Origin of the sequence: Flavobacterium chuncheonense (assembly GCF_042686145.1) — a bacterium.
Classification (GTDB): domain Bacteria; phylum Bacteroidota; class Bacteroidia; order Flavobacteriales; family Flavobacteriaceae; genus Flavobacterium; species Flavobacterium chuncheonense.
Genome location: NZ_JBHUPC010000013.1, coordinates 505,879 through 531,078 on the forward strand (window position 1 = coordinate 505,879; position 25,200 = coordinate 531,078).

At 34.5% G+C, this 25,200-nt stretch carries 23 protein-coding genes; 8 read left to right on the forward strand and 15 right to left on the reverse strand.

The genetic code is table 11. The features are described 5' to 3' along the window. The first annotated feature begins 5 nt into the window (after window positions 1–5). From ACFS5J_RS09800 to ACFS5J_RS09810, 3 genes are read left to right on the forward strand one after another with little or no spacing between them, the layout of a single operon-like run. The gene (locus ACFS5J_RS09800) at window positions 6–1,418 is read left to right on the forward strand and encodes a sensor histidine kinase (RefSeq protein WP_379812264.1); all 1,413 of its coding nucleotides are present in this window, start codon (window positions 6–8) and stop codon (window positions 1,416–1,418) included. 11 nt (window positions 1,419–1,429) lie between these two features. Further along, complete coding sequence (locus tag ACFS5J_RS09805) at window positions 1,430–2,206, forward strand: enoyl-CoA hydratase/isomerase family protein (RefSeq protein WP_379811954.1); 777 nt, start codon at window positions 1,430–1,432, stop codon at window positions 2,204–2,206. A gap of 50 nt (window positions 2,207–2,256) precedes the next feature. Continuing rightward, the gene (locus ACFS5J_RS09810) at window positions 2,257–2,907 is read left to right on the forward strand and encodes a hypothetical protein (RefSeq protein ID WP_379811956.1); all 651 of its coding nucleotides are present in this window, start codon (window positions 2,257–2,259) and stop codon (window positions 2,905–2,907) included. On the opposite strand, the gene ACFS5J_RS09815 is transcribed toward ACFS5J_RS09810, so the two are convergent. The 5 genes from ACFS5J_RS09815 to ACFS5J_RS09835 form a co-directional block, all read right to left on the reverse strand. After that, window positions 2,902–3,546 (reverse strand): HD domain-containing protein, encoded by a 645-nt coding sequence (locus ACFS5J_RS09815; protein ID WP_379811957.1) that lies wholly within the window; start codon window positions 3,544–3,546, stop codon window positions 2,902–2,904. The genes ACFS5J_RS09810 and ACFS5J_RS09815 overlap by 6 nt on opposite strands. Before the next feature lie 76 nt (window positions 3,547–3,622). Then, window positions 3,623–4,621 carry an acyl-ACP desaturase gene (locus tag ACFS5J_RS09820; RefSeq protein WP_379811958.1) on the reverse strand — a complete coding sequence of 333 codons (999 nt, stop codon included), beginning with the start codon at window positions 4,619–4,621 and terminating at the stop codon, window positions 3,623–3,625. Next, a complete protein-coding gene (locus ACFS5J_RS09825) occupies window positions 4,621–5,358 on the reverse strand; it encodes a lysophospholipid acyltransferase family protein (protein ID WP_379811959.1) in 738 nt (245 codons plus the stop codon). Before ACFS5J_RS09825 ends, ACFS5J_RS09820 begins: the two co-directional genes overlap by 1 nt. Before the next feature lie 86 nt (window positions 5,359–5,444). Then, window positions 5,445–5,855: a BrxA/BrxB family bacilliredoxin gene (locus ACFS5J_RS09830; protein WP_379811960.1), complete on the reverse strand. Its 411-nt coding sequence runs from the start codon at window positions 5,853–5,855 to the stop codon at window positions 5,445–5,447. A 78-nt stretch (window positions 5,856–5,933) separates the two neighbouring features. Next, window positions 5,934–8,183, reverse strand: coding sequence for a TonB-dependent receptor (locus ACFS5J_RS09835; protein ID WP_379811961.1), 2,250 nt, complete (start codon window positions 8,181–8,183; stop codon window positions 5,934–5,936). Window positions 8,184–8,271: 88 nt separating this feature from the next. On the opposite strand from ACFS5J_RS09835, the gene ACFS5J_RS09840 reads away from it, so the two are divergent. Both ACFS5J_RS09840 and ACFS5J_RS09845 read left to right on the forward strand, forming a co-directional pair. Next, window positions 8,272–8,919, forward strand: coding sequence for a metal-dependent transcriptional regulator (locus tag ACFS5J_RS09840; RefSeq protein ID WP_379812266.1), 648 nt, complete (start codon window positions 8,272–8,274; stop codon window positions 8,917–8,919). Window positions 8,920–8,925: 6 nt separating this feature from the next. Continuing rightward, window positions 8,926–10,797 carry an Nramp family divalent metal transporter gene (locus ACFS5J_RS09845; protein WP_379811962.1) on the forward strand — a complete coding sequence of 624 codons (1,872 nt, stop codon included), beginning with the start codon at window positions 8,926–8,928 and terminating at the stop codon, window positions 10,795–10,797. Window positions 10,798–10,799: 2 nt separating this feature from the next. On the opposite strand, the gene ACFS5J_RS09850 is transcribed toward ACFS5J_RS09845, so the two are convergent. The 4 genes from ACFS5J_RS09850 to ACFS5J_RS09865 all read right to left on the reverse strand — a co-directional run bounded on the left by ACFS5J_RS09850 (window position 10,800) and on the right by ACFS5J_RS09865 (window position 14,011). Beyond that, window positions 10,800–11,006: a FeoB-associated Cys-rich membrane protein gene (locus ACFS5J_RS09850; protein WP_379811963.1), complete on the reverse strand. Its 207-nt coding sequence runs from the start codon at window positions 11,004–11,006 to the stop codon at window positions 10,800–10,802. Further along, entirely contained in the window at window positions 10,928–13,024 is a 2,097-nt protein-coding gene (gene feoB, locus ACFS5J_RS09855) for a ferrous iron transport protein B (protein ID WP_379811964.1), read from the reverse strand. Before feoB ends, ACFS5J_RS09850 begins: the two co-directional genes overlap by 79 nt. A 5-nt stretch (window positions 13,025–13,029) precedes the next feature. Further along, entirely contained in the window at window positions 13,030–13,266 is a 237-nt protein-coding gene (locus ACFS5J_RS09860; RefSeq protein WP_379811965.1) for a FeoA family protein, read from the reverse strand. Between the two features lie 67 nt (window positions 13,267–13,333). Then, on the reverse strand, window positions 13,334–14,011 hold the full coding sequence (locus tag ACFS5J_RS09865) for an SCO family protein (RefSeq protein ID WP_379811966.1): 678 nt from the start codon (window positions 14,009–14,011) through the stop codon (window positions 13,334–13,336). A gap of 120 nt (window positions 14,012–14,131) precedes the next feature. On the opposite strand from ACFS5J_RS09865, the gene ACFS5J_RS09870 reads away from it, so the two are divergent. Both ACFS5J_RS09870 and ACFS5J_RS09875 read left to right on the forward strand, forming a co-directional pair. Continuing rightward, a complete protein-coding gene (locus tag ACFS5J_RS09870) occupies window positions 14,132–17,518 on the forward strand; it encodes a T9SS type A sorting domain-containing protein (RefSeq protein ID WP_379811967.1) in 3,387 nt (1,128 codons plus the stop codon). Window positions 17,519–17,591: 73 nt separating this feature from the next. After that, window positions 17,592–19,667: a M13 family metallopeptidase gene (locus tag ACFS5J_RS09875; protein ID WP_379811968.1), complete on the forward strand. Its 2,076-nt coding sequence runs from the start codon at window positions 17,592–17,594 to the stop codon at window positions 19,665–19,667. A gap of 186 nt (window positions 19,668–19,853) precedes the next feature. On the opposite strand, the gene ACFS5J_RS09880 is transcribed toward ACFS5J_RS09875, so the two are convergent. Genes ACFS5J_RS09880 through ACFS5J_RS09895 form a run of 4 tightly spaced genes read right to left on the reverse strand, consistent with a single transcriptional unit; the run spans window position 19,854 to window position 23,034 of the window. Continuing rightward, window positions 19,854–20,663, reverse strand: coding sequence for an SDR family NAD(P)-dependent oxidoreductase (locus ACFS5J_RS09880; protein ID WP_379811969.1), 810 nt, complete (start codon window positions 20,661–20,663; stop codon window positions 19,854–19,856). Between the two features lie 5 nt (window positions 20,664–20,668). Beyond that, window positions 20,669–21,019 carry a hypothetical protein gene (locus ACFS5J_RS09885; RefSeq protein ID WP_379811970.1) on the reverse strand — a complete coding sequence of 117 codons (351 nt, stop codon included), beginning with the start codon at window positions 21,017–21,019 and terminating at the stop codon, window positions 20,669–20,671. A gap of 8 nt (window positions 21,020–21,027) precedes the next feature. Beyond that, on the reverse strand, window positions 21,028–21,507 hold the full coding sequence (locus ACFS5J_RS09890) for a DUF6265 family protein (RefSeq protein WP_379811971.1): 480 nt from the start codon (window positions 21,505–21,507) through the stop codon (window positions 21,028–21,030). After that, window positions 21,508–23,034, reverse strand: a complete 1,527-nt coding sequence (locus ACFS5J_RS09895) for a GNAT family N-acetyltransferase (RefSeq protein ID WP_379811972.1) — start codon at window positions 23,032–23,034, stop codon at window positions 21,508–21,510. 199 nt (window positions 23,035–23,233) lie between these two features. On the opposite strand from ACFS5J_RS09895, the gene ACFS5J_RS09900 reads away from it, so the two are divergent. Further along, a complete protein-coding gene (locus ACFS5J_RS09900; protein ID WP_379811973.1) occupies window positions 23,234–23,557 on the forward strand; it encodes a single-stranded DNA-binding protein in 324 nt (107 codons plus the stop codon). A gap of 47 nt (window positions 23,558–23,604) precedes the next feature. Here the strand turns inward: ACFS5J_RS09900 and ACFS5J_RS09905 are convergent, their stop codons facing one another. Beyond that, a complete protein-coding gene (locus tag ACFS5J_RS09905; protein ID WP_379812267.1) occupies window positions 23,605–24,504 on the reverse strand; it encodes a histone deacetylase family protein in 900 nt (299 codons plus the stop codon). Further along, a complete protein-coding gene (locus ACFS5J_RS09910; RefSeq protein WP_379811974.1) occupies window positions 24,504–25,199 on the reverse strand; it encodes an HAD family hydrolase in 696 nt (231 codons plus the stop codon). Before ACFS5J_RS09910 ends, ACFS5J_RS09905 begins: the two co-directional genes overlap by 1 nt. Window position 25,200: the final 1 nt, after the last annotated feature.

Genomic DNA, 25,200 nt, shown 5'->3' on the forward strand with positions numbered 1-25,200 from the left:
TTGCCATGATATTTTTAACGCTAATTGCTTCGGTTTTAATTGCAGTGGTATCCATTTATCAGTTTCGTCGTGAAGCTAAAATTTACCATCAAGATCGGCTTGAGCGAAAAGAAAATGCTATTGTGGAACATATTAATTATGTATTGCAAAACACAACATATCCGTTAACCACCGAAAACATTCCTAAAATTTTTAAAGAGCGCATACACGAACTTTCCGATATTCATAGCATGGAAATTAACTTCTATGATTTACAAGGAAATTTGTTAATTTCTTCGAAAGCTGTTTTTAAGTTGGATAGTTTACGCCCTAAAATTAACCCAGCTACTTTACGTATATTACAAGGTACTATTGAAAAACGCTATGTTGAGTTTGTGCAAATTAACGAGCAGTCTTTTCGTTCTTCCTATTCTTATGTTAAAGACAATAAGTTTAAATCTTTGGCTATTCTGAATTTGCCTTACGAAGAAGACACAAGTTTTTACGACAATGAGGTGAAAAACTTTTTACTTCGCTTTGGACAGGTGTATTTGATAATGTTTTTGATTGCGATTATACTGTCTTATTTTTTATCAAGCTACATTACCAAATCATTAAAGGTGATTAGTGATAAAATACGGGAAACTAATTTTAGCAAAGAGAATCAAAGAATTGTATTGCAAGAAGGAAGTAAAGAAATTAATTTACTGGTTGATTCTTACAATAACATGGTGGACCAACTTGAAGAAAGTGCGAGTAAATTGGCGCAAAGTGAGAGGGAACAAGCTTGGCGGGAAATGGCAAAACAAGTGGCGCATGAAATTAAAAATCCATTGACACCAATGCGTTTAACAGTGCAAAGTTTTCAAAGAAGATTTGATCCCAATGACCCTAATGTAAAATTGAAATTGGATGATTATTCAAAAACATTGATTCAGCAGATTGATACCATGACTTCCGTGGCAACAGCTTTTTCCAATTTCGCTTCTATGCCTGCGCAACAAAATGAAACTTTAAATGTTGTAAAAATTGTGCAACTGGCTTTGGATATTTTCAATGAGGATTTTCTACAGTTTTCAGCATTGGAGGATGAAATCATTGCAGAATTTGATCGTACCCAACTCATACGGGTAATTACCAATTTGGTTAAAAATGCTATTCAAGCAATACCTGATGAGCAGGAGGATAAATTGGTTTTTGTGACGGTATTCCGAGAATTAGGTAATGTTAAAATTGAAGTTCAGGACAACGGAAAAGGGATTTCTGACGAAAATAAAGCGCGTATTTTTGAACCGAAGTTTACCACCAAAACGAGTGGAATGGGGTTAGGTTTGGCAATTATTAAAAATATCATTGAAAATTATAACGGAACTATTACTTTTGAAAGCGAACTAGGAAAGGGAACACGATTTTTGGTTTCTTTTCCCATTATTGATTAAAAATTAGAAAAATGGAAAATATTCTTATTGAAAAACACGACAACATTGCAGTTGTAACGATTAACAGACCTACAAAATTAAATGCTTTGAACAAAGCAACAATTGAAGAGTTACACGAAGGATTTAAAACGTTAAATGCAGATGCTTCGGTAAAAGCTATTATTGTAACAGGAAGTGGGGAGAAAGCTTTTGTTGCTGGTGCAGATATTTCAGAGTTTGCTCATTTTTCTGTTGAAGAAGGAGGTCAATTAGCAGCAAAAGGACAAGAGCTATTATTTGATTTCGTTGAAAATTTAAGTACACCTGTAATTGCAGCAGTAAATGGTTTTGCATTAGGAGGTGGTTTAGAATTGGCAATGTCTTGTCATTTTAGAATTGCATCTGATAATGCTAAAATGGGCTTGCCAGAAGTCACTTTAGGAGTAATTCCAGGGTACGGTGGAACACAGCGTTTGGCACAATTGGTTGGAAAAGGACGTGCTATGGAAATGATTATGACAGCAGGAATGATTGATGCGCAAACGGCATTAAACTACGGATTGGTAAATCATGTTGTTGCACAAGAAGAATTGGTAGAGTTTGCAAAAGGGATTGCTGCTAAAATTGCTAAAAATTCTAGTGTTGCTATTGCAAAAGCAATTGAATCGGTAAATGCAAATTATGTGGATGGTGTAAACGGTTACAAAGTAGAAATTAAGAACTTTGGATTGTCATTTGGAACCGAAGATTTCAAAGAAGGTACCACTGCTTTCTTAGAAAAGCGCAAAGCTAATTTTCCTGGGAAATAATAATTTAGTATATTCAGCCTTTAAACATTAAACTTAAAGGCTGTTTTTTTATGTTTAAGCAAGAGACCCCAAATCACTTTGAAACCATTGTTAAGTTTTTTATTGTTTTAGCAATCTCAACAATGGTTTTCATTTTACCCTTTTTCCTTTATAGTCGATATGGAGGAATGGGGCTAATTATGTATATGGTAATGGTAATTATGTTGTCTCCATCCATTGCTTTTACCTATAAGAAATTTATTTATTTCAGAAAGGACGAACTTAAAAATGCATTCTTAGATAAGAAAATTCAAATAGGGCTAACTATTCTTTTGAATTTAGTTGTTTTTATTACAATAGGTTTTAATACCCTTATTCAAACAAAGAATTTGTTGTTCTTGTACTTGTTATGTTATGCACCGGCTTTTTTGTATTATAGAAAACGATTAGTGCCGTATTCTTCAGTTGTTATTGCTAGTTTACTAATGAGTGTTTTATTACTTTTTAATTTTTGTTTTATAGATAATATAAAGGAAGAAAAGTACCGCTATTTTTATAATGAAAGTGATGCGGTTATATATTTAGAAAACGAAAATTATAAAGAGTATAAAGGGATGAGGATGTTTTTTTTGGATCAAAGAATTCAAAATCAAGGTACGATAACGTATGTGTTAGCAGATGGAATACTTGGTTTTCGAGTTGTTAAAGAATATCGCCTATAATTCACCTTCCCACTCGGCGTAAAACTGTGCTAAGAAACTTTCCATAAAAAGGTGGCGCTTTTCAGCAATTCTTTTTCCTGTTCGGGTATTCATTTTGTCTTTTAAAAGCAATAATTTTTCATAAAAGTGATTCAGTGTAGGAGCTTCACTTTTTTTGTATTCTTCTTTTGTCATGTTGAGTTTTGGAGCAATATTCGGATCGTAAAGCGGTCTGTTTTTGAAACCACCATAGTTAAATGTTCGGGCAATACCAATAGCTCCTAATGCATCTAGTCGGTCAGCGTCTTGAACTATCTGCAGTTCTATTGAATCAAACTCTTTTTTAATATTACCTCCTTTAAAGGAAATGTTCTCGATTATAGCAACAACATGTGCGATAGTTTCGCTATCAATACCTTTATTTTGTAAAAATTCGCTGGCCATTTTTGGACCTATAGTTTCATCGCCATTGTGAAATTTACTATCCGCAATATCATGTAGTAGAGCTGCTAATTTTACGATTTCCAAGTCACAATTTTCTTCTTGAGCAATTAAAAGTGCATTTTTGTAAACACGTTCAGTGTGAAACCAATCGTGTCCTCCTTCAGCATTTTGTAACTTGTCTTTAACGAATAAGATGGTCTGATCTATAATGGTCATGGTTCGAAAATTGTATTTAAAAAAAATCCAAATCCTTTTAAGGGATTTGGAAGTTTAAAGATATAAAAATATTATTTTATCGTACTAATGCGGGTTCCACCCATTTGAAGATGTGTTCTTTCTCAGGTGTTTTGATACGCTCTGAAAGTTTGGTCATTCTCGCAGGTAGTTTCATTAAGTAATCTCTTGCTTTTTCTGCTTCATCATTTAAATTAGAGATTTTCTCAATTTCCCACTTCTCAATTAATTTTTGCATGATGTCTACGTAGTCAAGTGCTGTGTAAACTCCAATGCGTTGTGCTGCATTCGAAAACTCTTCAAAAGCTGTACCTATTTTATTTCCAGATTCACGTATTAACTGTGCTGGCATATTGATTTTGTTTTTCATCATATACTGGAAAGATAACATCATTTCACTTGGATCTACTTCAAAAATGTTTTTCACAAATTGGCTATAAGCCATATGATGACGCATTTCATCTCCAGCAATTAAACGACACATTTTTGATAATTTGTTGTCACCATATTTTTTAGCCATTTGAGCTACTCTATTGTGCGAAACATAAGTTGCCAATTCCTGAAAACTAGTAAATACAAAGTTTTTATAAGGATCTCTTCCGGTACCTGGATCAAAACCATCGTTAATTAAATGGTGTGTAGTGATTTCTACTTCACGCATATTGACACGTCCTGACAAATACAAGTATTTATTCAAAACGTCACCATGGCGATTTTCTTCACCTGTCCATTGGCGTAACCATTTAGCCCAGCCGTTATCACCATTTTCTCCTTTTTGTGAAACCCCTTCTACATCCATTAACCAAGTTTCATAAGTTGGTAGAGCTTCTTCGGTAATAGTATCACCAACCAATGTTACCCAAAAATCATAAGGCAAATCTTTTGCAATTTCTCTTAGATCTCTTAGCTCCTCAAAGAAATTATCTTTTGTTGAGTCAGGAAGTAAGTCGGTAGGTTGCCAAATTTTTTCTGTTGGTATTAAATATTCTTCTACGAAGTTGTCAATCTTTTTTTCCAAAAACTGCATTACTTCTAATCGTACATTTTTTATTGACATTATTTTGTTTTTATATTGTTTATAATAACTTTTTCTGTTTTTTCAAAAATTTCATCAAATGAATAATCTGAAATTTTTAAAGGCTCATGAATTTCAAATGTTAAACGGTTACCAAGCCCCATTGGGAATTGTCCGTAGCGTTGCATTTTCCATGAATTACTTATACTTACTGGAGCAAAATAAGCATCTGGAGCAAATTTGTAAAGCATCTTAAGTCCGTTTACCGCAAATGGTTTCGGTACGCCTGTTTTACTTCTTGTGCCTTCCGGAAAGATAACAACCGAATAATTATTTTTATTAACCAATTCGCCCACTTTTTTTATTTCTGGTAAGGCTTGTTTTGGATCCTTGCGATCAATTAAAGCAGAACCTCCTACTCGTAAATTGTAGGACACACTCGGAATCCCTTTTCCTAATTCTTTTTTACTTATAAATTTTGGATGCCAATCCCTCATAAACCAAATTATTGCAGGGATGTCATATAAACTTTGATGGTTGGCCACAATGATTAATGGAATGTCTTTAGGAAGTTTTTCTCTCCCGATAATTTTGTATGTTGTTCCTAATAAATGGGTGTTTCGAACCAAAAAACCATTTAGTATAGCAACACTCCATCGATGTGCATTATAGCCAAAAACATTATAACAAATCCACTGTATAGGATGAAAAATGACTAACCATAATAAAAATAGTACGTAATATACTATAGAAATTGGGTAAGAAATCAGTTTCTGCATATAAAACTTAAGTTTTTACAAAGGTACGTCTTAAAATAAAAAAACCATCAATTTTGATGGTTTTTATAATATGCTTGCATAGTATTTTAGCAGTGCTCGTTGTAGGCATCACGTAGGTTTTCAGCAATTAATTCTGCTGGACGACCTTCAATATGATGGCGCTCTAACATGTGTACTAGTTCACCATTTTTAAATAAAGCCATACTTGGCGATGATGGAGGGAATGGAAACATATGTTCACGCGCTTTATCAACAGCTTCTTTATCAACTCCAGCAAATGCGGTTACTAAGTTTGTTGGTTTTTTACCACCTTCTAAACTCATTTTTGCACCTGGTCTTGCATTACGAGCAGCGCAACCACAAACTGAGTTAATCACAACTAAAGTTGTTCCTTCTTTTGCAAGAATTGCATCAACATCAGCAGCGGTATATAATTCTTGGAAACCAGCGTCAGTCAATTCAGCTTTCATTGGTTTTACCATTTCTTCTGGATACATATTTTTTATTTTAAAATTTCGTTTTGCAAAGTTACAAAGTTTTTTATTTTTCAAACTTTATCAAGTCATAAAGATTTGTTATAAAAGGTTGTAACGCAATCCTAGAAAGGCTCTAATCCCCTGATTAGGTCCGTATACATATCCTGGATCAAAGGTTAGTGCATAAGGATTATTCGCACTAGGTTGTGCATTTCCATTTGCATCAAAGTTGACTTCTTTGTCAAATGGATCGTTGGCACGTGCTATTATGAATGGATTTCCTTTGTTAGGTGTCCAATTGAGTAGATTTTTCACTCCTCCATACATTTGAATGTTTTTCCACTTTTTATAAGTGAATTGGATGTTTTGAATACTCCATACTGGAGAATATTCATCTCTGGGGTCTAATTCACCCAGAAGCGGTAAACGCATTGGCCCATAAAGATTTCCGGTATAATCAATGCTTGTTTGCCATTTTGTGATTTCGTAACTAATGCCCCATGTAGCACTGTAATTTTCCGTCAGTATAGGTCGGCTCGTAATTTCATCTCTTTTGTTTTTAGAGTCTAATACAGTGAAGCCTAGTGTTGTTTTAAGTCCATTAGGAAAAATAATATCAGCATTTGCTGTTAGTCCTAATGTTTGTGCATATCCATTTAGATTTGAATAGATAATTTGGTTCGGATTGCTATCATAATCAGGAAGTATCTGATTATTAAAATAGGTATACCAAGTCGAGAAATCCAAAATCGCATGTACACCTTTTTCAAACTGTTTTTTAACTAAATAGTTGAGATTTATGTTATACGATTTTTCCGGCTTTAAATCTTCGGTAATCACTACATCTCTAGATCCTGTTAAAGCTGCGTGTTCTTCTGTAAAAAGATTGACTACTCGGAAACCTGTACCGGCGTTTATCCGAAAAACATCGTTTTCTGATGGTTTCCATTTATAAGCGATTCGGGGTGTAAAGATGCTGCCGTGTATGTTGTTATAATCGTAGCGGGTTCCCAAAAGGACACTGTGCTTTGACGCAATTTTTATTTCATCTTGAATAAAAAAACTACTAATTTTTGTCTTTTCTGAGTTTTGAGTAGCGGTAGTGTTATCGTTATAATATTGATAGCGAAATGCAGTTCCGAATAGTAAATCATGATTTGTAATTTTTTTATCCCAAGTTAATTGTCCAAAGGCGATTTCTTGTTTTGCTAAAAAAATGGTATTTCCGTAAACTGAATTTTGATCATGATTGGTATATGAAAATGAAGCAGAAATATTTTCAGTAAAAGGCAATTGGTATTTGCTTAGAAGTTCATAACGCTTGGTATAGATGCTTTCTCCGTATACTTCCGAACCACCTCTGTAACTTTTGTTCCATTGCATTTCTCCTCCCCAACGGTCTTCATAAAAGAAACGACCCGCCAAACTAAGTTTCTTTTTACTTTTCCGCTCAAAGTCTATTTTGTTGAAAATAGAAATTCTATCTTGTAGCGTTACGTCGGTAAAATTATCGTTATTGTTGTCTATGGGATTGTTATAGTTGAAGTAATTGATTCCTAAAAGGGAATGTGTGTGTTTTCCAATTTTAAATTTTGTACCCAAATCAAGGTTGTTTTCAAACCAAGAAGTAGTAAAATAATCAGCGTATATTCGAGGTGCTGTTGTGGCATTTTTTGTGATGATGTTGATTAATCCGCCAACAGCTTCACTACCGTATAATGAAGAAGCCGGACCTTTCACAATTTCAATTCGCTCAATCAATGAGTTTGGTATACCCGATAATCCGTAAACAGTCGAAAGTCCGCTCACAATGGGCATTCCATCTATTGTGACCATGGTATAGGGACCTTCCAATCCATTAATATGAATGTCTCCAGTATTACAAATGTTGCAATTCAATTGTGGTCGCACACCATTTACATTTTGCAACGCCTCAAATATATTTGGCGTAGGGTTTTTCTTTAAAAAAGTAGCGCTGTATACTTCAACGGGTACAGCAGTTTCAAGTCGAGATACTGCTTTTAATGTACCAGTTACCACAACGTCATCAAGAGTAATGTTTTCTTCAAGTTTTATATTCAATTGAATTTCGGCTTCGTTTTGGATGTTAACTTTCTTACGTTGTGTTTTGAATCCAGTAAATGAAAATTGTATAGTATACACTCCAGTAGGGATGTTTTCAATACTGTATTTTCCGTTACCATCAGTTTCTGCTCCTTCATTTAATTCTACAATTAATACAGAAGCAAAAGATAAAGGTTCGTTTTCTGCGGTTACTTTTCCTATGAGTTTTGTTTGAGCAAAAGAAGTTAATGATGTGATTAATAGTATGGTGAAATATTTTTTCAATTTTGTTTAATTTAAAATTTAGGCAAATCTAAAAATAGATTTTAATGAAACAAAATTAAATTGTTTATATTTGTTGAAAATTTTTGAAATGACCATTTCTGAAGAGAATTATTTAAAAGTGATTTACCATTTGTCATTGGTTTCTCCAAAAGGAATTAATACAAATGCTATAGCAGGTATGTTGGAAGCCAAGGCATCGTCTGTAACGGATATGATAAAGAAATTAGCTGAAAAGGATTTGGTTAGTTATGTGAAATACCAAGGTGTTACTTTAACTGAAAACGGACTGTATTCTGCAAAGATGATTGTGAGGAAGCATCGTTTATGGGAAGTTTTTTTAGTTGAGAAATTGAAATTTTCTTGGGATGAAGTGCATGAAATAGCTGAGGAATTAGAACATATTAAGTCGGAAAAATTGATCAATAAATTAGATGAATATTTAGGCTGTCCAGAGTTCGATCCACATGGAGATCCAATTCCAAATGCAAATGGAGAAATTAAAAAATTGCAAAAAGTTTTACTATCAGAAGTCGAGTTGAAAGTATCGTATCAATGCGTCGGGGTAAAAGATACTTCAGCAGATTTTTTACAATTTTTAGATAAGAAAAACATTGCATTGGGTACAACTATCACAGTTTTGGAAAAGGAAGCTTTTGATGAAACACTGAAGATTGAGGTCAACAATAAAACAATTACAATATCCAATAAAATTGCCAAAAACTTATTTGTAAAATAGTTAAATATGAGCAAATCATTAGAAGAAGTTAACGAATCGGTTTCAACTCAAAATAAAACCTCGATTTTTAGAAAAATATTAGCCTTTTTTGGACCGGCATACTTGATTAGCGTTGGGTACATGGATCCTGGAAATTGGGCAACCGATATTGCGGGAGGAAGTCAGTTTGGTTATTCGCTTATTTGGGTTTTATTAATGAGTAACATTATGGCTTTGCTTTTGCAAAGTTTAAGTGCTCGTTTAGGAATCGTGACACAACGTGATTTAGCTCAGGCATCTCGTGAAACGTATTCGCCTTTTATCAATTATATCCTTTATTTTTTGGCTGAGGTCGCTATTGCAGCTTGTGATTTAGCGGAAGTTTTAGGTATGGCAATAGGTATCAATCTACTTTTTGGAATACCTCTTATTGAAGGTGTAGTGATAACGGTTTTGGATACTTTTTTGCTCTTATTTTTAATCAATAAGGGGATTCGAAAAATGGAAGCTTTTATTTTGGCTTTAGTTGCCATTATTGGTTTTTCGTTTGTTTTTGAAATGTTTTTTGCGCAACCTGATGTTTCTCAGGTAGTGGCTGGTTTAGTGCCGTCTATGCCTACGGATGCTGCTTTGTACATTGCAATTGGAATTATTGGTGCAACCGTAATGCCACATAATTTGTATTTGCATTCTTCATTAGTACAAACGCGAAAATTTGATCGCTCAAGTAAAGGTATCAAACAAGCATTGAAGTATAATTTTCTAGATAGTGCGATTGCATTGAATTTGGCATTTTTTGTCAATGCTGCCATTTTGATTTTGGCTGCAGCTACTTTTTATAAAAATGGATTGTTTGAAGTAGCAGAAATCCAAGATGCACATCAGTTGCTGCAACCTTTGTTGGGAACTAAATGGGCGCCAATTTTATTCGCAGTGGCCTTAATAGCGGCTGGACAAAGTTCTACAATTACAGGAACTCTGGCCGGACAAATTATCATGGAGGGTTATTTGAATTTGCGAATTCAACCATGGGTCCGACGTATTATTACACGTTTGATTGCCATTGTGCCAGCAGTTGTTGTGATAACCGTTTTTGGAGAAGGTGTTACGGGGAAATTGTTAATATTAAGTCAGGTAATTTTAAGTTTACAATTAGGATTTGCAATTATTCCGTTAATCCATTTTGTAAGTGATAAATCAAAAATGAAAGGTTTTGAAATAGGTAAAGTAACTCAAATCTTTTCTTGGATCATTGCTTTAATTATTGTCTCACTTAATGGGAAGCTTGTGTATGATGAAATTCAAGGTTGGCTTGCAATTTCAAATCATCCTACTGTGCTTTGGTTTACCGTTGTGCCTTTAGCTTTCGGTTTTTTGGTTTTACTATTGTACATTGTTTTCAAACCTTTTATAGCACGACAAAAAGATAAGGTAATAAATCATTCACCTCATAATCTAAATTTGAATTTCTCTCGAATTCGTGCCTACAGGAAAAAGAATATAGCCATAGCAGTAGATTTTTCAGATGCGGATGAGAAGGCTATTAATAGTGCTTTAGAATTAGGCGGTACAGAGGCCAATTATACCCTTATCCATGTTGTAGAAACTATTGGAGCATTGATGTACGGAAATACTGTGAGCGATCATGAAACTACTATAGATCAACAATTATTAGCACAATATTTGGAAATCTTAGAAGCTAAAGGGTTTAAAATTGAAACGAAATTAGGCTTTGGTAAACCTAATTCAGTAATTCCGACAATTATCAACGAAGGTAATTTTGATATTTTGGTTATGGGAACACACGGACATACAGGATTGAAAGATATATTATTTGGCACTACCGTTGATAAATTACGACACAAGATATCGATTCCACTATTTATTGTAAGGAAATGATTTTAGTGGCAACCGCAGTCGTCTCCACAGGATTTGTTGCCCTTTTTCGGTTTTTTCTTCCAGAAAAATTTCTTTACAAGGAAACCAATGGCAACTGCAAGTGTTATGTAAACTAGAATTTCTTGTATCATTATTTTAAAACTTGATAAGCAATTAATGAAATAGTGTAGGCTAATCCACTCATGAAAACCAATTGAATAATTGGCCATTTCCAAGAGTTCGTTTCTTTCTTAACAATTGCCAAAGTAGAGATACATTGCATTGCAAAAGCATAAAATAGGAGTAACGAAATACCAGTTGCAAAATTGAAGATTTTCTCACCTGTAATAGGATGTACTTCAGCTGCCATTTTATTTTTGATAGTATCTTCTTCCTCACTATGGCTTCCAACACTATATATTGTTGCTAAAGTGCCAACAAAAACTTCACGTGCAGCAAATGAACTAACCACAGCAATACCGATTTTCCAATCGTAGCCAAGAGGTCGTATTGTAGGTTCAATTAATTTTCCAGCAATTCCGATATAAGAGTTTTCCAGTTTGTATGCGTTAATAGCATCTTCAAGTTCTTCCTTTCCATAAGAGGGATTTTCTTGATTTACAATCGTATCGGCTTTATCAAAACTATCAGAAGGGCCATGAGAACCCAAAAACCATAAAATTACGGATAAGGCCAATATGATTTTACCAGCACCAAAAACAAAGGATTTTGTTTTCTCCAATACGTTTAGTGAAACATTTTTAAACATTGGTATTTTGTAAGAAGGCATCTCTACCACAAAATACGATTTACAGTTCAATTTTAATATTTTATTCAGCAGATAGGCTGAAAATACAGCCATTCCGAAACCAATAAGGTACAAAGTCATTAAAGTTAAACCTTGTAAACTAAGAAAGCCCAAAACTCTTTTTTCAGGAATAATTAAGGAAATTAATATGGCATAGACCGGTAGTCTAGCAGAACAAGTGGTAAATGGTGTAACCAAAATGGTTATCAAGCGTTCTTTCCAGTTTTCAATATTTCGAGCTCCCATTATGGCTGGGATAGCGCAGGCAGTTCCCGATATTAATGGTACAACACTCTTTCCTGATAATCCGAAACGGCGCATGATTTTGTCCATTAGGAATACCACACGGCTCATATAGCCACTCTCCTCCAAAACCGAAATGAACAGAAATAAGAATGCAATTTGCGGAATGAAAATTACAATTCCGCCTATACCAGGAATCAAACCTTCACTTATCAAATTGGTAAATTCTCCTGCTGGTAATTTGGCTTTAGCAAACGAACTTAGGTTAGCAAACGATTCATCAATGAAATCCATTGGAATGCTACTCCAATCAAATAAAAATTGGAAAATTAACATCAGGATACTAAAGAAAATCACATAGCCAAATATCTTATGTGTTAAAATACGATCAATTTTTGCACGGATGTCTGTTGCTTTAGTATGATCTATTTTTTGACCAATTTTTAAAGTATCATTTATAAATTGGTAGCGTTTTATGGTTTCTTTTTGTTGTAAACGTTTTAAATCGGAATGTGATTTTGTAAACGAACTTTTAATTTCGTTACGCTCTAAGTTTAAAAAGTTCACGTCTTGCGTAATTACCAACCAAAGTTTGTATAAAAGTTGGTTGGGAAAGGCACGTCTTAAATTATTAAAATACTCAGGATCGATACTAGAGGCATGTAAACACGGTTCTGTAGACAGTTCTTGATAATTTAATATTAAATTCTTTAGATCTTCAATACCTGTTTTTTTTCTAGAACTGATCAGCGCAATTTTGGTTTTTAATGCAGCTTCCAGTACAGGGATGTCAAGCTCAATTCCTTTAAGAGCCATACGATCGGCCATGTTGATGACAAGTATCGTTGGAATCTCTAAATCTTTTATTTGAGTAAATAAGAGTAAGTTTCTTTTTAAATTCTCAACTTCGGTAACCACTACTGCAACATCTGGAAAATCCTCGTCTTTTTTGTTTAAAAGCAGTTCAATAACAACATTTTCATCAATAGAGCTCGCATTTAAACTATAAGTGCCCGGTAGGTCAATGATTTTTGCCTTAACCTCATTGTTTAATTTTGCAATACCTTGCTTTTTTTCTACTGTTATTCCAGGGTAGTTACCTACTTGTTGGTTTAAGCCCGTCAAATGGTTAAAAACAGAAGTTTTTCCAACATTTGGGTTTCCTATTAGAGCAACTTTTATAGTGGTATTCTGCATGTATGTTAAATCTGATTTTCTAGAATTACGGTTACCTCGTTGGCAGTTTCTTTGCGAATGGCAACGTGAGAATCGTTAATGTTAAAATAGTAAGGATCACCGAAAGGGGCTACTTGAAGCAATTCAATGGTATTGCCAGGTAAACAACCCATTTCCAGTAATTTTAATGGTATTTCCTCTATGTTAACATCAAGAATTATGGCTTTATCGCCTATGTTTAATTCTGAAAGTAGAACCGACATCCTTATTTAGATTGAATTAAAATACAAATGTAGGTATTATTTAGAAAATGGAAATCATAATTGTCATTTAATTAAGATTGTTGTCTTCTAAAAGAAAGTTAATGTCTTCTAATAGTTTTTGAACTTCTTCTGGGTTTGTACCATCATAGAAACCTCTAATTCTTCTTTTTGGATCAACCAAAATAAAATTTTCAGTATGCACCATATCGTATAATTCGTCAAGGTTACCTGTTTTTACAGCTAAATATGATTTTCTAGCAATGTAATAAATGTCTTTTTTGTCACCTGTCACCAAATTCCATTTGGTATCAATAACGCCTTTTTCTAGAGCGTATTTTTTTAAAACAGGAACACTGTCGATATCTGGTGTAACAGAATGCGAAAGTAACATCACGTTAGGGTTGTCTTTAATTTGTTCTTGTAACCAAACCATGTTTTTGGTCATTTTTGGACAAATAGAAGGACAGGTTGTAAAAAAGAAATCGGCAACATATATTTTACCTTCATAATCTTTTTGGGTAATAGTTTTACCATTTTGATTGGTGAAAGAGAAGTCTTCAATTATATGATTGTAGCCAATGTGTTGCACGGTAGTGTCAACCAATTCTGGATTGACATCTCGAGGTGTATATATGGGTAGCGATTTTCTAGGTTTTAATAATGAATATATGGCGATATAAATAACCAATGACAGACATCCGAAAAGAATAATGAATGTTCTGTAAGGCTTTAATTTGTTAAGCATTTTATTTGCAAAAATATAAAAAAGTAGCCTTATAGCTTTAATAGTATGTGCTTTAACTGTTAAATTTTAACTAAAATCTGTTACATTTGTTACTTTTGAAAAATAACTTAACTAAAAACAATGAAAAAATACTACCTGACTTTTTCCTTTTTACTCACTTTTATTGGATTTGCACAATTCAATACATCAGCACCATGGATGACTTCAGTTATAAAAGCTAAAGAAGACAAAGTATCTATTGAAGAAATCACACAGGCGTTTGATGCTTATTGGAAAAGTCATGATAAAAACAAGAAAGGTTCGGGGTATAAACCATACAAACGTTGGGAATATCATTGGGAAAATAATACTAATGAACAAGGTTATTTGGTTACTCCACAAGAAATGTGGGATGCATGGAATTTAAAGCGAAGTATTATTGCAAATAAAAGCAATTCTTCTTTACCCTTGAGTAATTGGCAACCTGTTGGTCCTTTTACCCATACGAATACAGGTTCTTGGTCATCGGGGCAAGGACGTGTAAATTTTGTTTATCAAGATCCGAACAATGTCAATACGATATATTTAGGTGCTCCTGCTGGGGGAATTTGGAAATCGGTAGATGCGGGTGTAAACTGGTTGCCATTATCGGATTATCTACCACAAATAGGTGTTTCTGGTATCGTGGTCGATCACTCAAATTCAAGTGTGATTTATATTGCAACAGGCGATAAGGATGCAAGTGACACCTATTCGATTGGAGTAATGAAATCAATAGATGGAGGAGCTAGTTGGAGTGCAACTGGTTTGACTTTTTCAGGAACAAACAAATACGCTGGAGACATTATAATGCACCCAACAAACAATCAAATTTTATTTTGTGCAACAAATAATGGGGTTTATAAAACAACTGATGCAGGAGCTACTTGGGCAATTGTACAAACAGGTGATTTTTCCCAAGGGGCTATTCGTTTTAAGCCCAATGATCCAACAGTTGTTTACGGTGTAACGAATACTAGCTTTTATAAATCGGTAGATACGGGGTTGTCTTTTAGTCAAGTTTCTTCAGGTTTGCCAGCTACTTCTGGTAGGTTGTTGTTGGATGTAACGCCAGCAAATGAAAACTATATTTATGTATTAAGTGCCGCTTCTAATGGAGATTTTCAAGGGGTCTATCGATCAATAAATGGTGGAATTTCTTTTGTTCAAATGAATGGTACTACAAATGTTTTGGAATCAGATCAAGCATGGTATGATTTGGCATTAGCTGTTTCCGATACTAATGCAGATGAAGTATATACAGGTTGTTTGAATATATGGAAATCAACAAACGGAGGGACTAGTTTTTCCAAAATGAACAATTGGAGTTCACCTGCATCATTATCGTATACCCATGCCGATATACACTATCTTGGTTTTTATTCGGGGAAATTGTTTGCCGGAACAGACGGAGGGGTTTACGTATCGCAAAATGGAGGAACCTTATTTACTGATTTGACGGCGACAGCCCAGATAAGTCAATTTTATAAGATTGCAGTGTCTAAACAATCTTCAAATAATATGGTGGGAGGATTACAGGATAATGGAGGTCATGCTTACAGTGGAGGTGCATGGAAAAATTATTATGGTGCAGATGGGATGGACACTGCAATTGATCCTAACAATCCTAATTTGTATTATGGTTTTATTCAAAATGGAAGTACTCTGTATATAAGTGGTACAGGCGGGAATGGAATTACGAGCAATGTAAGTGCACCTAGTGGAGTTAACGGTAATTGGGTAACACCTTTAGTAGTGAATAGTGTAGGGGAAGTTTTTGCAGGGTATGACAATTTGTATCGTTTGCAAAATGGAGCTTGGGTACAACAAAATATAGGAAGTTTAGGAACAGGAAAACTTGAGTTGATAGCGATTGATCCTTCAAATGATGATATTATATATGTCTCAAACGAAACAGATTTGTATAAAAGTACTAATAATGGAGTTAATTTCAGTTTGATGTATACGGCTTCAAGTAAAATTAGATCGATAGAAGTGCATTCCTATAATAGTAATATTGTTTATTTAACGACTTCGGGTTCTTCAGGAAAAGTTATGAAGTCTGTTGATGGTGGAAGTACATTTGCCGATATCACTTCTGGAATTCCAAATATTGGAAAAAATGTCATAGTACACCAAGGTCAAAATACAGATAATCCATTGTATGTAGGTACTAGTCTAGGTGTATATTATCGTGATGATACTATGAGTACATGGCAGCCTTTTGATATAAATTTACCAAATGTAGCCGTTACCGATTTGGAAATAAATTTAGAAGATTCAAAAATCACTGCGGCAACTTACGGTAGAGGAATATGGCAATCTGCAATACCTGTACAAGTTCCTGCAGATGATGTGAAGTTAGTGTCAATTGATAATCCAACATTAGATATCAGCTGTGGAAACATTGTTCCAAGTGTTACAATTAAGAATAACGGTCAAAATAGTATTAATACTGTTCAAGTTGATTATGTAATTGATGGAGTAGTGTACACGAACAACTGGAATGGAACCTTGGCTTCTGGAAATGTTACGAGCATTGCATTGCCGAGTCTTACTTTGTCAAGGGGTATTTATACTATAGATGTTGTTGTAACTATGGTTAATGATGCTTTTCCAGACAACAATTCTATTTTAAAGACCTTTTATGTTAATGATAATGGCACTATAGGTACTGTTAACACTTTTTCTGACGCAACAGATGAATTGATTAGCTATAATGAAGGTTCGAGTGGGTCGCAGTGGATTAGAGGATTAAGAAGTGGAACGGTTATAGGTTCTGGTACAAATATGGTTTATGCATCAAATTTAACAGGTGAGTATCCAAATAATATTAAGTCGTTTTTAGTTTCACAATGTTATAACTTGACTAATGTTTCAAATCCTGAGATTTCTTTTAAATTAAAGTACGATTTGGAATTAAATTGGGATGTTTTGTATGTAGAGTATTCTACAGATTTTGGCGCAAATTGGGATGTGTTAGGAGTAAAAGGACCAACATGGTACAATAGCGATAGAACGAATGTTAGTTCCGGAACATCTAATGATTGTTTCAATTGCCCTGGAGCACAATGGACAGGAACCAATACAACCAATACAACTTATACCCATCCACTTAATGCTTTAGCTGGACAATCAAATGTGATTTTTAGATTGGTTTTTCATTCCGATCAGTCGGTAACAGAATTGGGTGTTACAGTAGATGATTTTCTCATAAATGGAGTACTTTCATCGGAAACTTTTACGAGTAATAAAGTGAAAGTTTATCCCAACCCTTCACGAGGTTCTTTTAATTTTAATAGCAATGGGGAACAACCTAAAGAAGTTACGGTATATGATTTAACCGGAAAAATCATTTATACTAGTGAAAACATTGTTGTGGAGAATGAAATATTTACAGTTGACTTAAGTGATGCAGCTCAAGGAGTATATTTTGTAGATGTGAAACTTACTGGAGGAAACATTGTAAAAAGAATTGTTAAAGAATAAACGTTTTTAAAAGGTTTCGTTGCAAAAAAATTATCTTTGTGAATCAAAACAAACTTTCTTTTAACTAATTAATATGAAAAAGTATATGATTAAAGGAAGCTTAAGCTTCCTTTTTTTGGCTTCTGTTTTATATTCTTGTAAATCTTCACAAGAAGCAGAAGTAGCAAAACCGAAAACAGGTGTTGGGATAAATACTAGTTTTATGGATACTAGTGTAAAACCATCGGACGATTTCTTTCGATTTGTAAATGGTAAATGGGTAGACGAAACGGAAATTCCAGCTGATAGAACACGTTGGGGAAGTTTTGATGAATTGCGTAAAAATACGGATGATGATGTAATGGCAATTCTGAAAGAAGCTTTAGCGGATACTTCTATTGATCCAAATTCTGATCAAGGTAAAGCGTTGAGTTTATACAAAACAATTTTGGATACGGTAACACGTAACAAACAAGGTGTTGCTCCATTAAAACCGTATTTGGATAAGATTGATAAAGTTCAAAATGCGCAGCAAGTTGTAGCTTTACTTACAGAAATGGATCCAGAAATAGGTTTAGGATTTTTTGGAAGTTATGTCTATACAGATGCTAAAGACAGTAACCGCAACATTGCGTACATCGGTACAGGAAGTGTAGGATTGCCAGATCGTGATTATTACGTTTCTGATGATGCGGATAATAAAGAAAAGAGAGCTAAATATGTTGCGCATGTTACTAGAATGCTTCAATTTTTAGGAACATCGGCAACGGATGCCCAAAAGCAAGCGGAAGATATTTTAGCTTTAGAAACTAAAATGTCTGCGGCAACTTTAGATCGTGTTGAGCGTCGTGATCGTAGAAAAACGTACAACCCAATGACGGTTGCTGATTTAAGTAAATTAACACCTACCGTTAAGTGGGATGCATACCTTCAAGGAGTAGGAATCGGAAAAGTTGATACTTTGGTGGTTTCACAACCAAAATACATGGAGACTTTAGAAACTATTTTTAAAGCTAATGATGTTGCGTCTTGGAAAGCCTATATGCGTTGGACACTTTTACGTGGCGCTGCTGGATTGTTATCAACGGATATTGAAAATGCAAATTGGGAGTTTTATGGTAAAACATTAACAGGAGCTGTTAAACAACGTCCTGCTGACGAGCGTGCATTGGCTACTGTAAATGGTAGATTAGGTGAAGCTTTAGGGAAATTATATGTAGCGAAAAAGTTCCCGCCAGAGGCTAAGGCTAAAGCTCAAGCTATGATTGCTAACGTGATGAAAGCTTTTGAAAATAGAATTGATCGTTTGCCATGGATGACAAAAGCAACCAAAGAAAACGCAAAACTAAAATTGAACAAACTTACAGTTAAAATTGGATATCCAGATAAATGGAAAGATTATTCAAAATTAGTTGTTGTTGGTCCTCAAAACGGAGGAACGTATTTTGAAAACTCAAGACAATATGCTTTATGGTCGCACCAAAAGAGTTTAGAAAAATTAGGAAAACCAGTTGATAAAACAGAGTGGGGAATGTCACCACAAACGGTGAATGCGTATTTCAACCCATCAAATAATGAAATTGTGTTTCCTGCAGCTATTTTACAACCACCTTTCTATGATTACAAAGCGGATGAAGCGGTAAATTATGGAGGAATTGGAGCGGTTATTGGACATGAAATTTCGCACGGTTTCGATGATTCAGGCTCTCGTTATGATTCAAATGGTAATTTGGTAAACTGGTGGAGTGATGAAGATTTATCGCAATTTACAGAACTTGGAGGTGCTTTAGCATCGCAATATTCAAACTTACAACCTTTACCAGGAATTTTTGTAGATGGTAAATTTACATTAGGAGAAAACATTGGAGATTTAGGTGGAGTAAATGCGGCTTACGATGGTTTGCAAATTTATTTGAAAGAAAATGGGAACCCAGGTTTAATTGATGGATATACTCCAGAGCAGCGATTCTTCATTTCTTGGGGGACAATCTGGAGAAGTAAAATGCGTGATGAGGCAATCAAAAATCAAGTGAAAACAGATCCGCATTCACCAGCAATGTTTAGAGCATATGTTCCGTTACAAAATGTGGATGCATTTTACCAAGCTTTCGGAATTAAAGAAGGAGATGGTATGTATATTGCTCCTGAAAATAGAGTCAAAATTTGGTAGTTTACCAAGACTAAAATATGAACCCAACCGATAAGGTTGGGTTTTTTTATTTTTAAATTTTAACAAAAACGGCAGAAAATCTGTAACCAACTTATTTGAGTTTGGTCTTATCTTTACCTCGGTTAATAGCAGTAATTTTTACTTATCACAAGTAACAGATATCCCACTTTTAGTGGGATTTTCTGTTTATAATAGGTTTGTTGAAAATTGATAGTCTAGTTCTTGGGTAACTTTATCACTTAAAATAAGCTTGCCAATACTATTTCCTTCAGCATTAAATTTCGGAGCTTCTAAATTGAGTTTTTCAGCTTGGAAGGTGTAATATGCTTTTCGTGTTGGGTGTTGAGGTGCCACAGCATTAAAAGTGGTATTCCAAATGTCTTTTTTAAGAATACTTTGAATAATAGTAATGCAATCTTCCTGATGGATTAAATTAATTGGCGCATCTGGATTGGCAACATTTTCTTTTCCCGCTAAAAAATGGACGGGATGTCTTTTCTCACCAATAAGACCACCAAAGCGAAGAATAGTAGTTTGAAAATTTTGGTTCGAAAGCAACAAATCTTCAACTTTTGTTAGTTGTTTACCACTTTCTGTGTCAGGTCTTCGTTTTGAGGTTTCGGTAATTTCCTCAATTGGAAAAGTATCGGCATATACACTAGTTGAACTAATGAAGAGTATTTTTTTTACGGGATGGTTTTCAATTTCTGAAATTAAAAGCTGCATTTTACCAATAAAACTTTCGCCATTTTCCGATCTCAATTTGGGAGGAATGTCAACAATTAAAATTTCAGTATCGTTTAAAAAATCATGTATTGGACCTGCAATTTCGCTTTCAGATAATGCAATTTGAAATGGTACGATTCCTTTTTCCGCTAAAAGTGGAAGTTTGGTTGCTGTAGTGGTAGAACCTTTTACGTAGAAACCGTTATTGATTAGTTGGCTCGCTAATGGTAAACCTAGCCAACCACAACCTAGTATTGCAATTTTTGTCATTTTATTTAACTTACTTTTTTAACTAACATATAAAAATCATCTTCTAGAGCACGATAGCCTTGATCGTACAAAAAGAAATAGGTGTTGCCTGTTTTGGTATGCAACATACTGGTAAAAAAATCAAAATCAAAGCCTTTACTGAGCAATTTGGTACGTGTAGTTTTTGATTTTTCTTCAGGGTTCAATTCACAAAGAATGCGATAATTTTTACGCAATTTGTTGTTAATGTTGCGCATTAAATTATTTTGATCTTTGTTCATTTTGTTATTATAGGCATTGCGACAACCATCGGAGCAGAATTTTTTATCTTCTCTTCCGATGATTTTTTCACCGCATTCTAAACAAGTTTTGCTCATTGCTTGAATTATTTCTTAAAGTTAAATTTCACTTCTTCTCCACTTTCTTCAAAAACCACATATACGTTGATTTCATTTTTATTGACACGTTCAAAGGTGAATTGGTCAAAGTACACTTTATTGTCTTCTATTTTTACAAGTCGGAATGTTTCACTTATTTCGGGTTTCTCCCAACCTTTGAGTTCGGCATCAAAATGTTTGAGTTGCAACAATAGTGTTTTCTCGGTTTCAATGATATGCCCCAGTTCATAAAATACAACTTTATTGTTTTTGACCAGTTTGAAGTTAAACATCATACTGTTTCCCAAAGGTTCGCTCCATGTTTCTTGGCAGACTCCCCCTAATGCTTCTCCTTTCCAGTTTCCAGCTATCCATGCTACATCCTGTAGCGTTGCTTTTGGAGAACCTTTTTCGTCATTATAATGCAATGTGTTTTGAGCAAAACAATTTGACACAAAGAGTAAAATGAATACGATTATCATTTTCATCTATTTCATTTTTTTAAGTTGGTACAAATCATGTCTACGGTCTTTCATAGTATTTACACTTCCGTGTTCGTGTAGTTCCTTCAACAAATCCATATCTACATCTACAATAAGTGTCATTTCGGTATTGGGTGTTGCTTCTGCTTTGATACCGTTACTTGGAAATGCAAAGTCGGAGGGGGTGAATACGGCAGCTTGAGCAAACTGAATATCCATATTGTTTACTTTTGGTAAATTACCGACACAACCAGCTATGGCCACGTAGCATTCGTTTTCAATAGCTCTTGCCTGGGCACAATGGCGTACCCGTGTATAGCCGTTTTGTGTGTCAGTTAAAAAGGGAACAAATAAAATATTCATACCCTCATCGGCCATTAGGCGGGCCAATTCTGGAAATTCAACATCGTAACAAATAACCACGCCAATTTTACCACAATCCGTGTCAAATGTTTGTATAATGTCACCACCTGTTATGCCCCAATGAAATACCTCGTTTGGTGTGATGTGAATTTTACGATACATTTCGTTAGTACCATCTCGTTTGCACAAAAAACCAACATTGTAAACATGGCCATTCTCTATGTAGGGCATGCTGCCTGTTATGATATTAATATTGTATGATATGGCAAATTCCTGAAATTTCATTTTTACAGCTTCGGTATACCGTGCCAATTCTTTTATGGCTTCAGCTTCGGATAAATGATTGTAGTCGGCCATTAAAGGAGCTGTGAAAAATTCGGGAAATAACGCAAAGTCGCTTCCATAGCCAGAGACTGCATCAATAAAAAATTCCGCTTGTTCAAATAATGATTCCAAATTACCAAGAGAACGCATTTGCCATTGAATTAATCCCAAACGCACTACACTTTTGTAGGTATTGATAAGTTTTGGACTATCATCATAGTAAATGTTGTTCCATTCTAATAGCACTGCATATTCTTGTGAAGCTTTATCACCTTCAAGATAATTTTTTAAAACACGTACTTCGTGAAAGTCATTGCTCAACTGAAAGGATAATACAGGGTCGTAAATTTCTTTGCGTTTTACTTTCTCTAAGTACTCTTTCGGACTAATTTCATTGGCATATTTTCCATAATTGGGTATTCGCCCCGCAAAAATTATGGATTTTAAATTCAATTGTTCACATAGTTCTTTTCGAGCATCATACAAGCGACGACCTAAACGTAGACCTCTGTATTTAGGATTTATAAATACATCGATACCATAAAGCACTTCCCCGTCGTCTTGATGGGTAGAAAAAGTATAATTCCCTGTAATTTGTTTATAGGTTCTTGATTTAAACGCAAAATCTTCTGTTACAAGTAAAGAAAGTGCAGACCCCACCACTACATCATCTGCTACAATGACCAACTGTCCTTCAGGAAAAATAGAGAGTAATTTTTCAATATCTTGTTCCTTCCAGTACGAATCTACCATTTCAGGATAGGCTTCAATCATAGATTTTTTTAATTCTTTGTAGTCTTCAATTTGTAAATTTCGTAGTTCTACTTTGTTTATTGTGATAGCCATATCATATTGGTTTTCAACAAATATAACGAATTTAATTTCCGATTACAAATGCTTACAAATAGTTACAATCGAAAGTAAGTAACTATTTACCGGCTCTTTTTTGAAAATTGTAAAACCTTTGTACCGTTGGATTGAAATACCAATAATGGGTTGCAATTTCAAAACAATATTAATTAGTAACATTTAAATTTTATACGCCATGCAAAACAAAGTACAATTAATCGGACACGTAGGTCAAGAACCAGAAATTAAGAGTTTAGAAGGAGGTAAAAAGTTAGCCAATCTTTCTTTAGCAACTAACGAAGTGTATTATAGAGACAATGGAGACAAAGTGGAAAAAACGGAGTGGCACCGTATAACTGCTTGGGGAAAAACCGCTGAAATAATTGAGAAATACGTTTCAAAAGGTAAAGAAATTGGGATAGAAGGTAAGCTTACGCATAGAAGTTACGATGATAAAGACGGAAACAAACGCTACGTAACAGAAGTAGTTGCTAATGAAATTTTGTTATTGGGTAAATAGTAAGTAGTTGAGGTAGAAGCCACCGGCATTGTCGGTGGTTTTTTTATTTATAAAATGCTTTTGGCAACTCTATAAGTATTAGCATGTGCTTCAATTATGGTTTTGATTTCGGGTGAATAGCCACCGCCCATACTTACCTGAACCGGTATTTGATATTTATAGCATAGGTTAAATACAATAGCATCACGTTCTTTACAACCCTCAATACTGCAACCTAATTTCCCCAATTTGTCACTTTCTAAAATATCGACACCCGCTAAATAGAAAATAAAATCAGGTTTTTCTTTTTCAATGATTTCAGGTAATACTTTTTCAATGGTTTTTAGAAACTCAGCATCTGTTGTATTATCATGAAATTCAATATCCAAATCGGATTTTTCTTTTTTAAAAGGATAGTTGGTTTTACCGTGAGTAGAAAATGTAAAGACTTTTTCGTTTTTTTGAAATATTTCTGCTGTGCCGTTACCTTGGTGTACATCTAAATCTACAATCAAAACTTTTTTAATCAGTTTATGATCTAATAAATATTGGGCAGCAATGGCTTGATCGTTTAACAGACAAAAAGCTTCTCCTCGGTTGCTATAGGCATGATGAGTGCCACCTGCTATGTTAAATGCTAATTTAGTGTCAAAAGCTTTTAAAGCACCATCAATTGTGCCTTTCGCAATTCGTAATTCACGCTCTATGAGTTCTGCAGATAATGAGAATCCGATTTTTCGAACGGATCTCGGGTCTAAGGTTAGATTATTTAAATGCGAAACATACTCTTCGCAATGTACTGCTAAAACCGGAGCTAAATCGCAGATTTCCGGCTCAAAGAAATCGGTAGATAAAGCGGTTCCTTCGTGTAATAATTGTTGCGGAAGTAATTCGTATTTGAGCATCGGAAAGCGATGACCTTCCGGAAGTGGATGTTTGTAGATTGGGTGATAGGCTATGGGAAACATCATTTGATATCCAAAACCTTTAAAATTTCAGCAATATCAGATAAAGCTAAAAAGTTTTCGTGTTCAATTTTAAAATCAATTTTTTCGTACTCCCATGTAGTGTGGTACGGTACGTGTATACCATAACCACCAATGTTTAAAATGGGCAACACGTCTGATTTTAAAGAATTGCCTATCATCAAAAAGTCGGTAGCTTGAATGTCGAGACGACCTAACATTTTGGTGTAATCCAATTCGGTTTTGTCGCTCAGAACTTCTATGTGGTGAAAGTAATGCCCAATACCTGAATCGTGTAGTTTACGATGTTGGTCTTTTAAATCACCTTTTGTAGCAACAATAAGTTTGTATTTCCCTTTAAGTTCTTGTAAAACAACTTCTACATTTGGCATTAACTCAACAGGTTTCTGCAATAAATCTTTTCCAATGGTTAAGATTTTTTCAATGCCTTTTCCTGAAATAGTGTTGTTTGTTAACTGTAAAGCCGTTTCAATCATGGATAAGGTAAAGGCTTTGATGCCAAAACCATATAAGGGCAAATTTTTAACCTGATGGTTTAAAATAAGCCCTAATATTTCTTGACTTGAAGCATAATCTTGAAACAATTCGCAAAAGCGCTCTTGGGCTTCATCGAAATAAGGTTCGTTGTGCCACAAAGTATCATCTGCATCAAATGCAATTGTTTTGATATGTTTCATA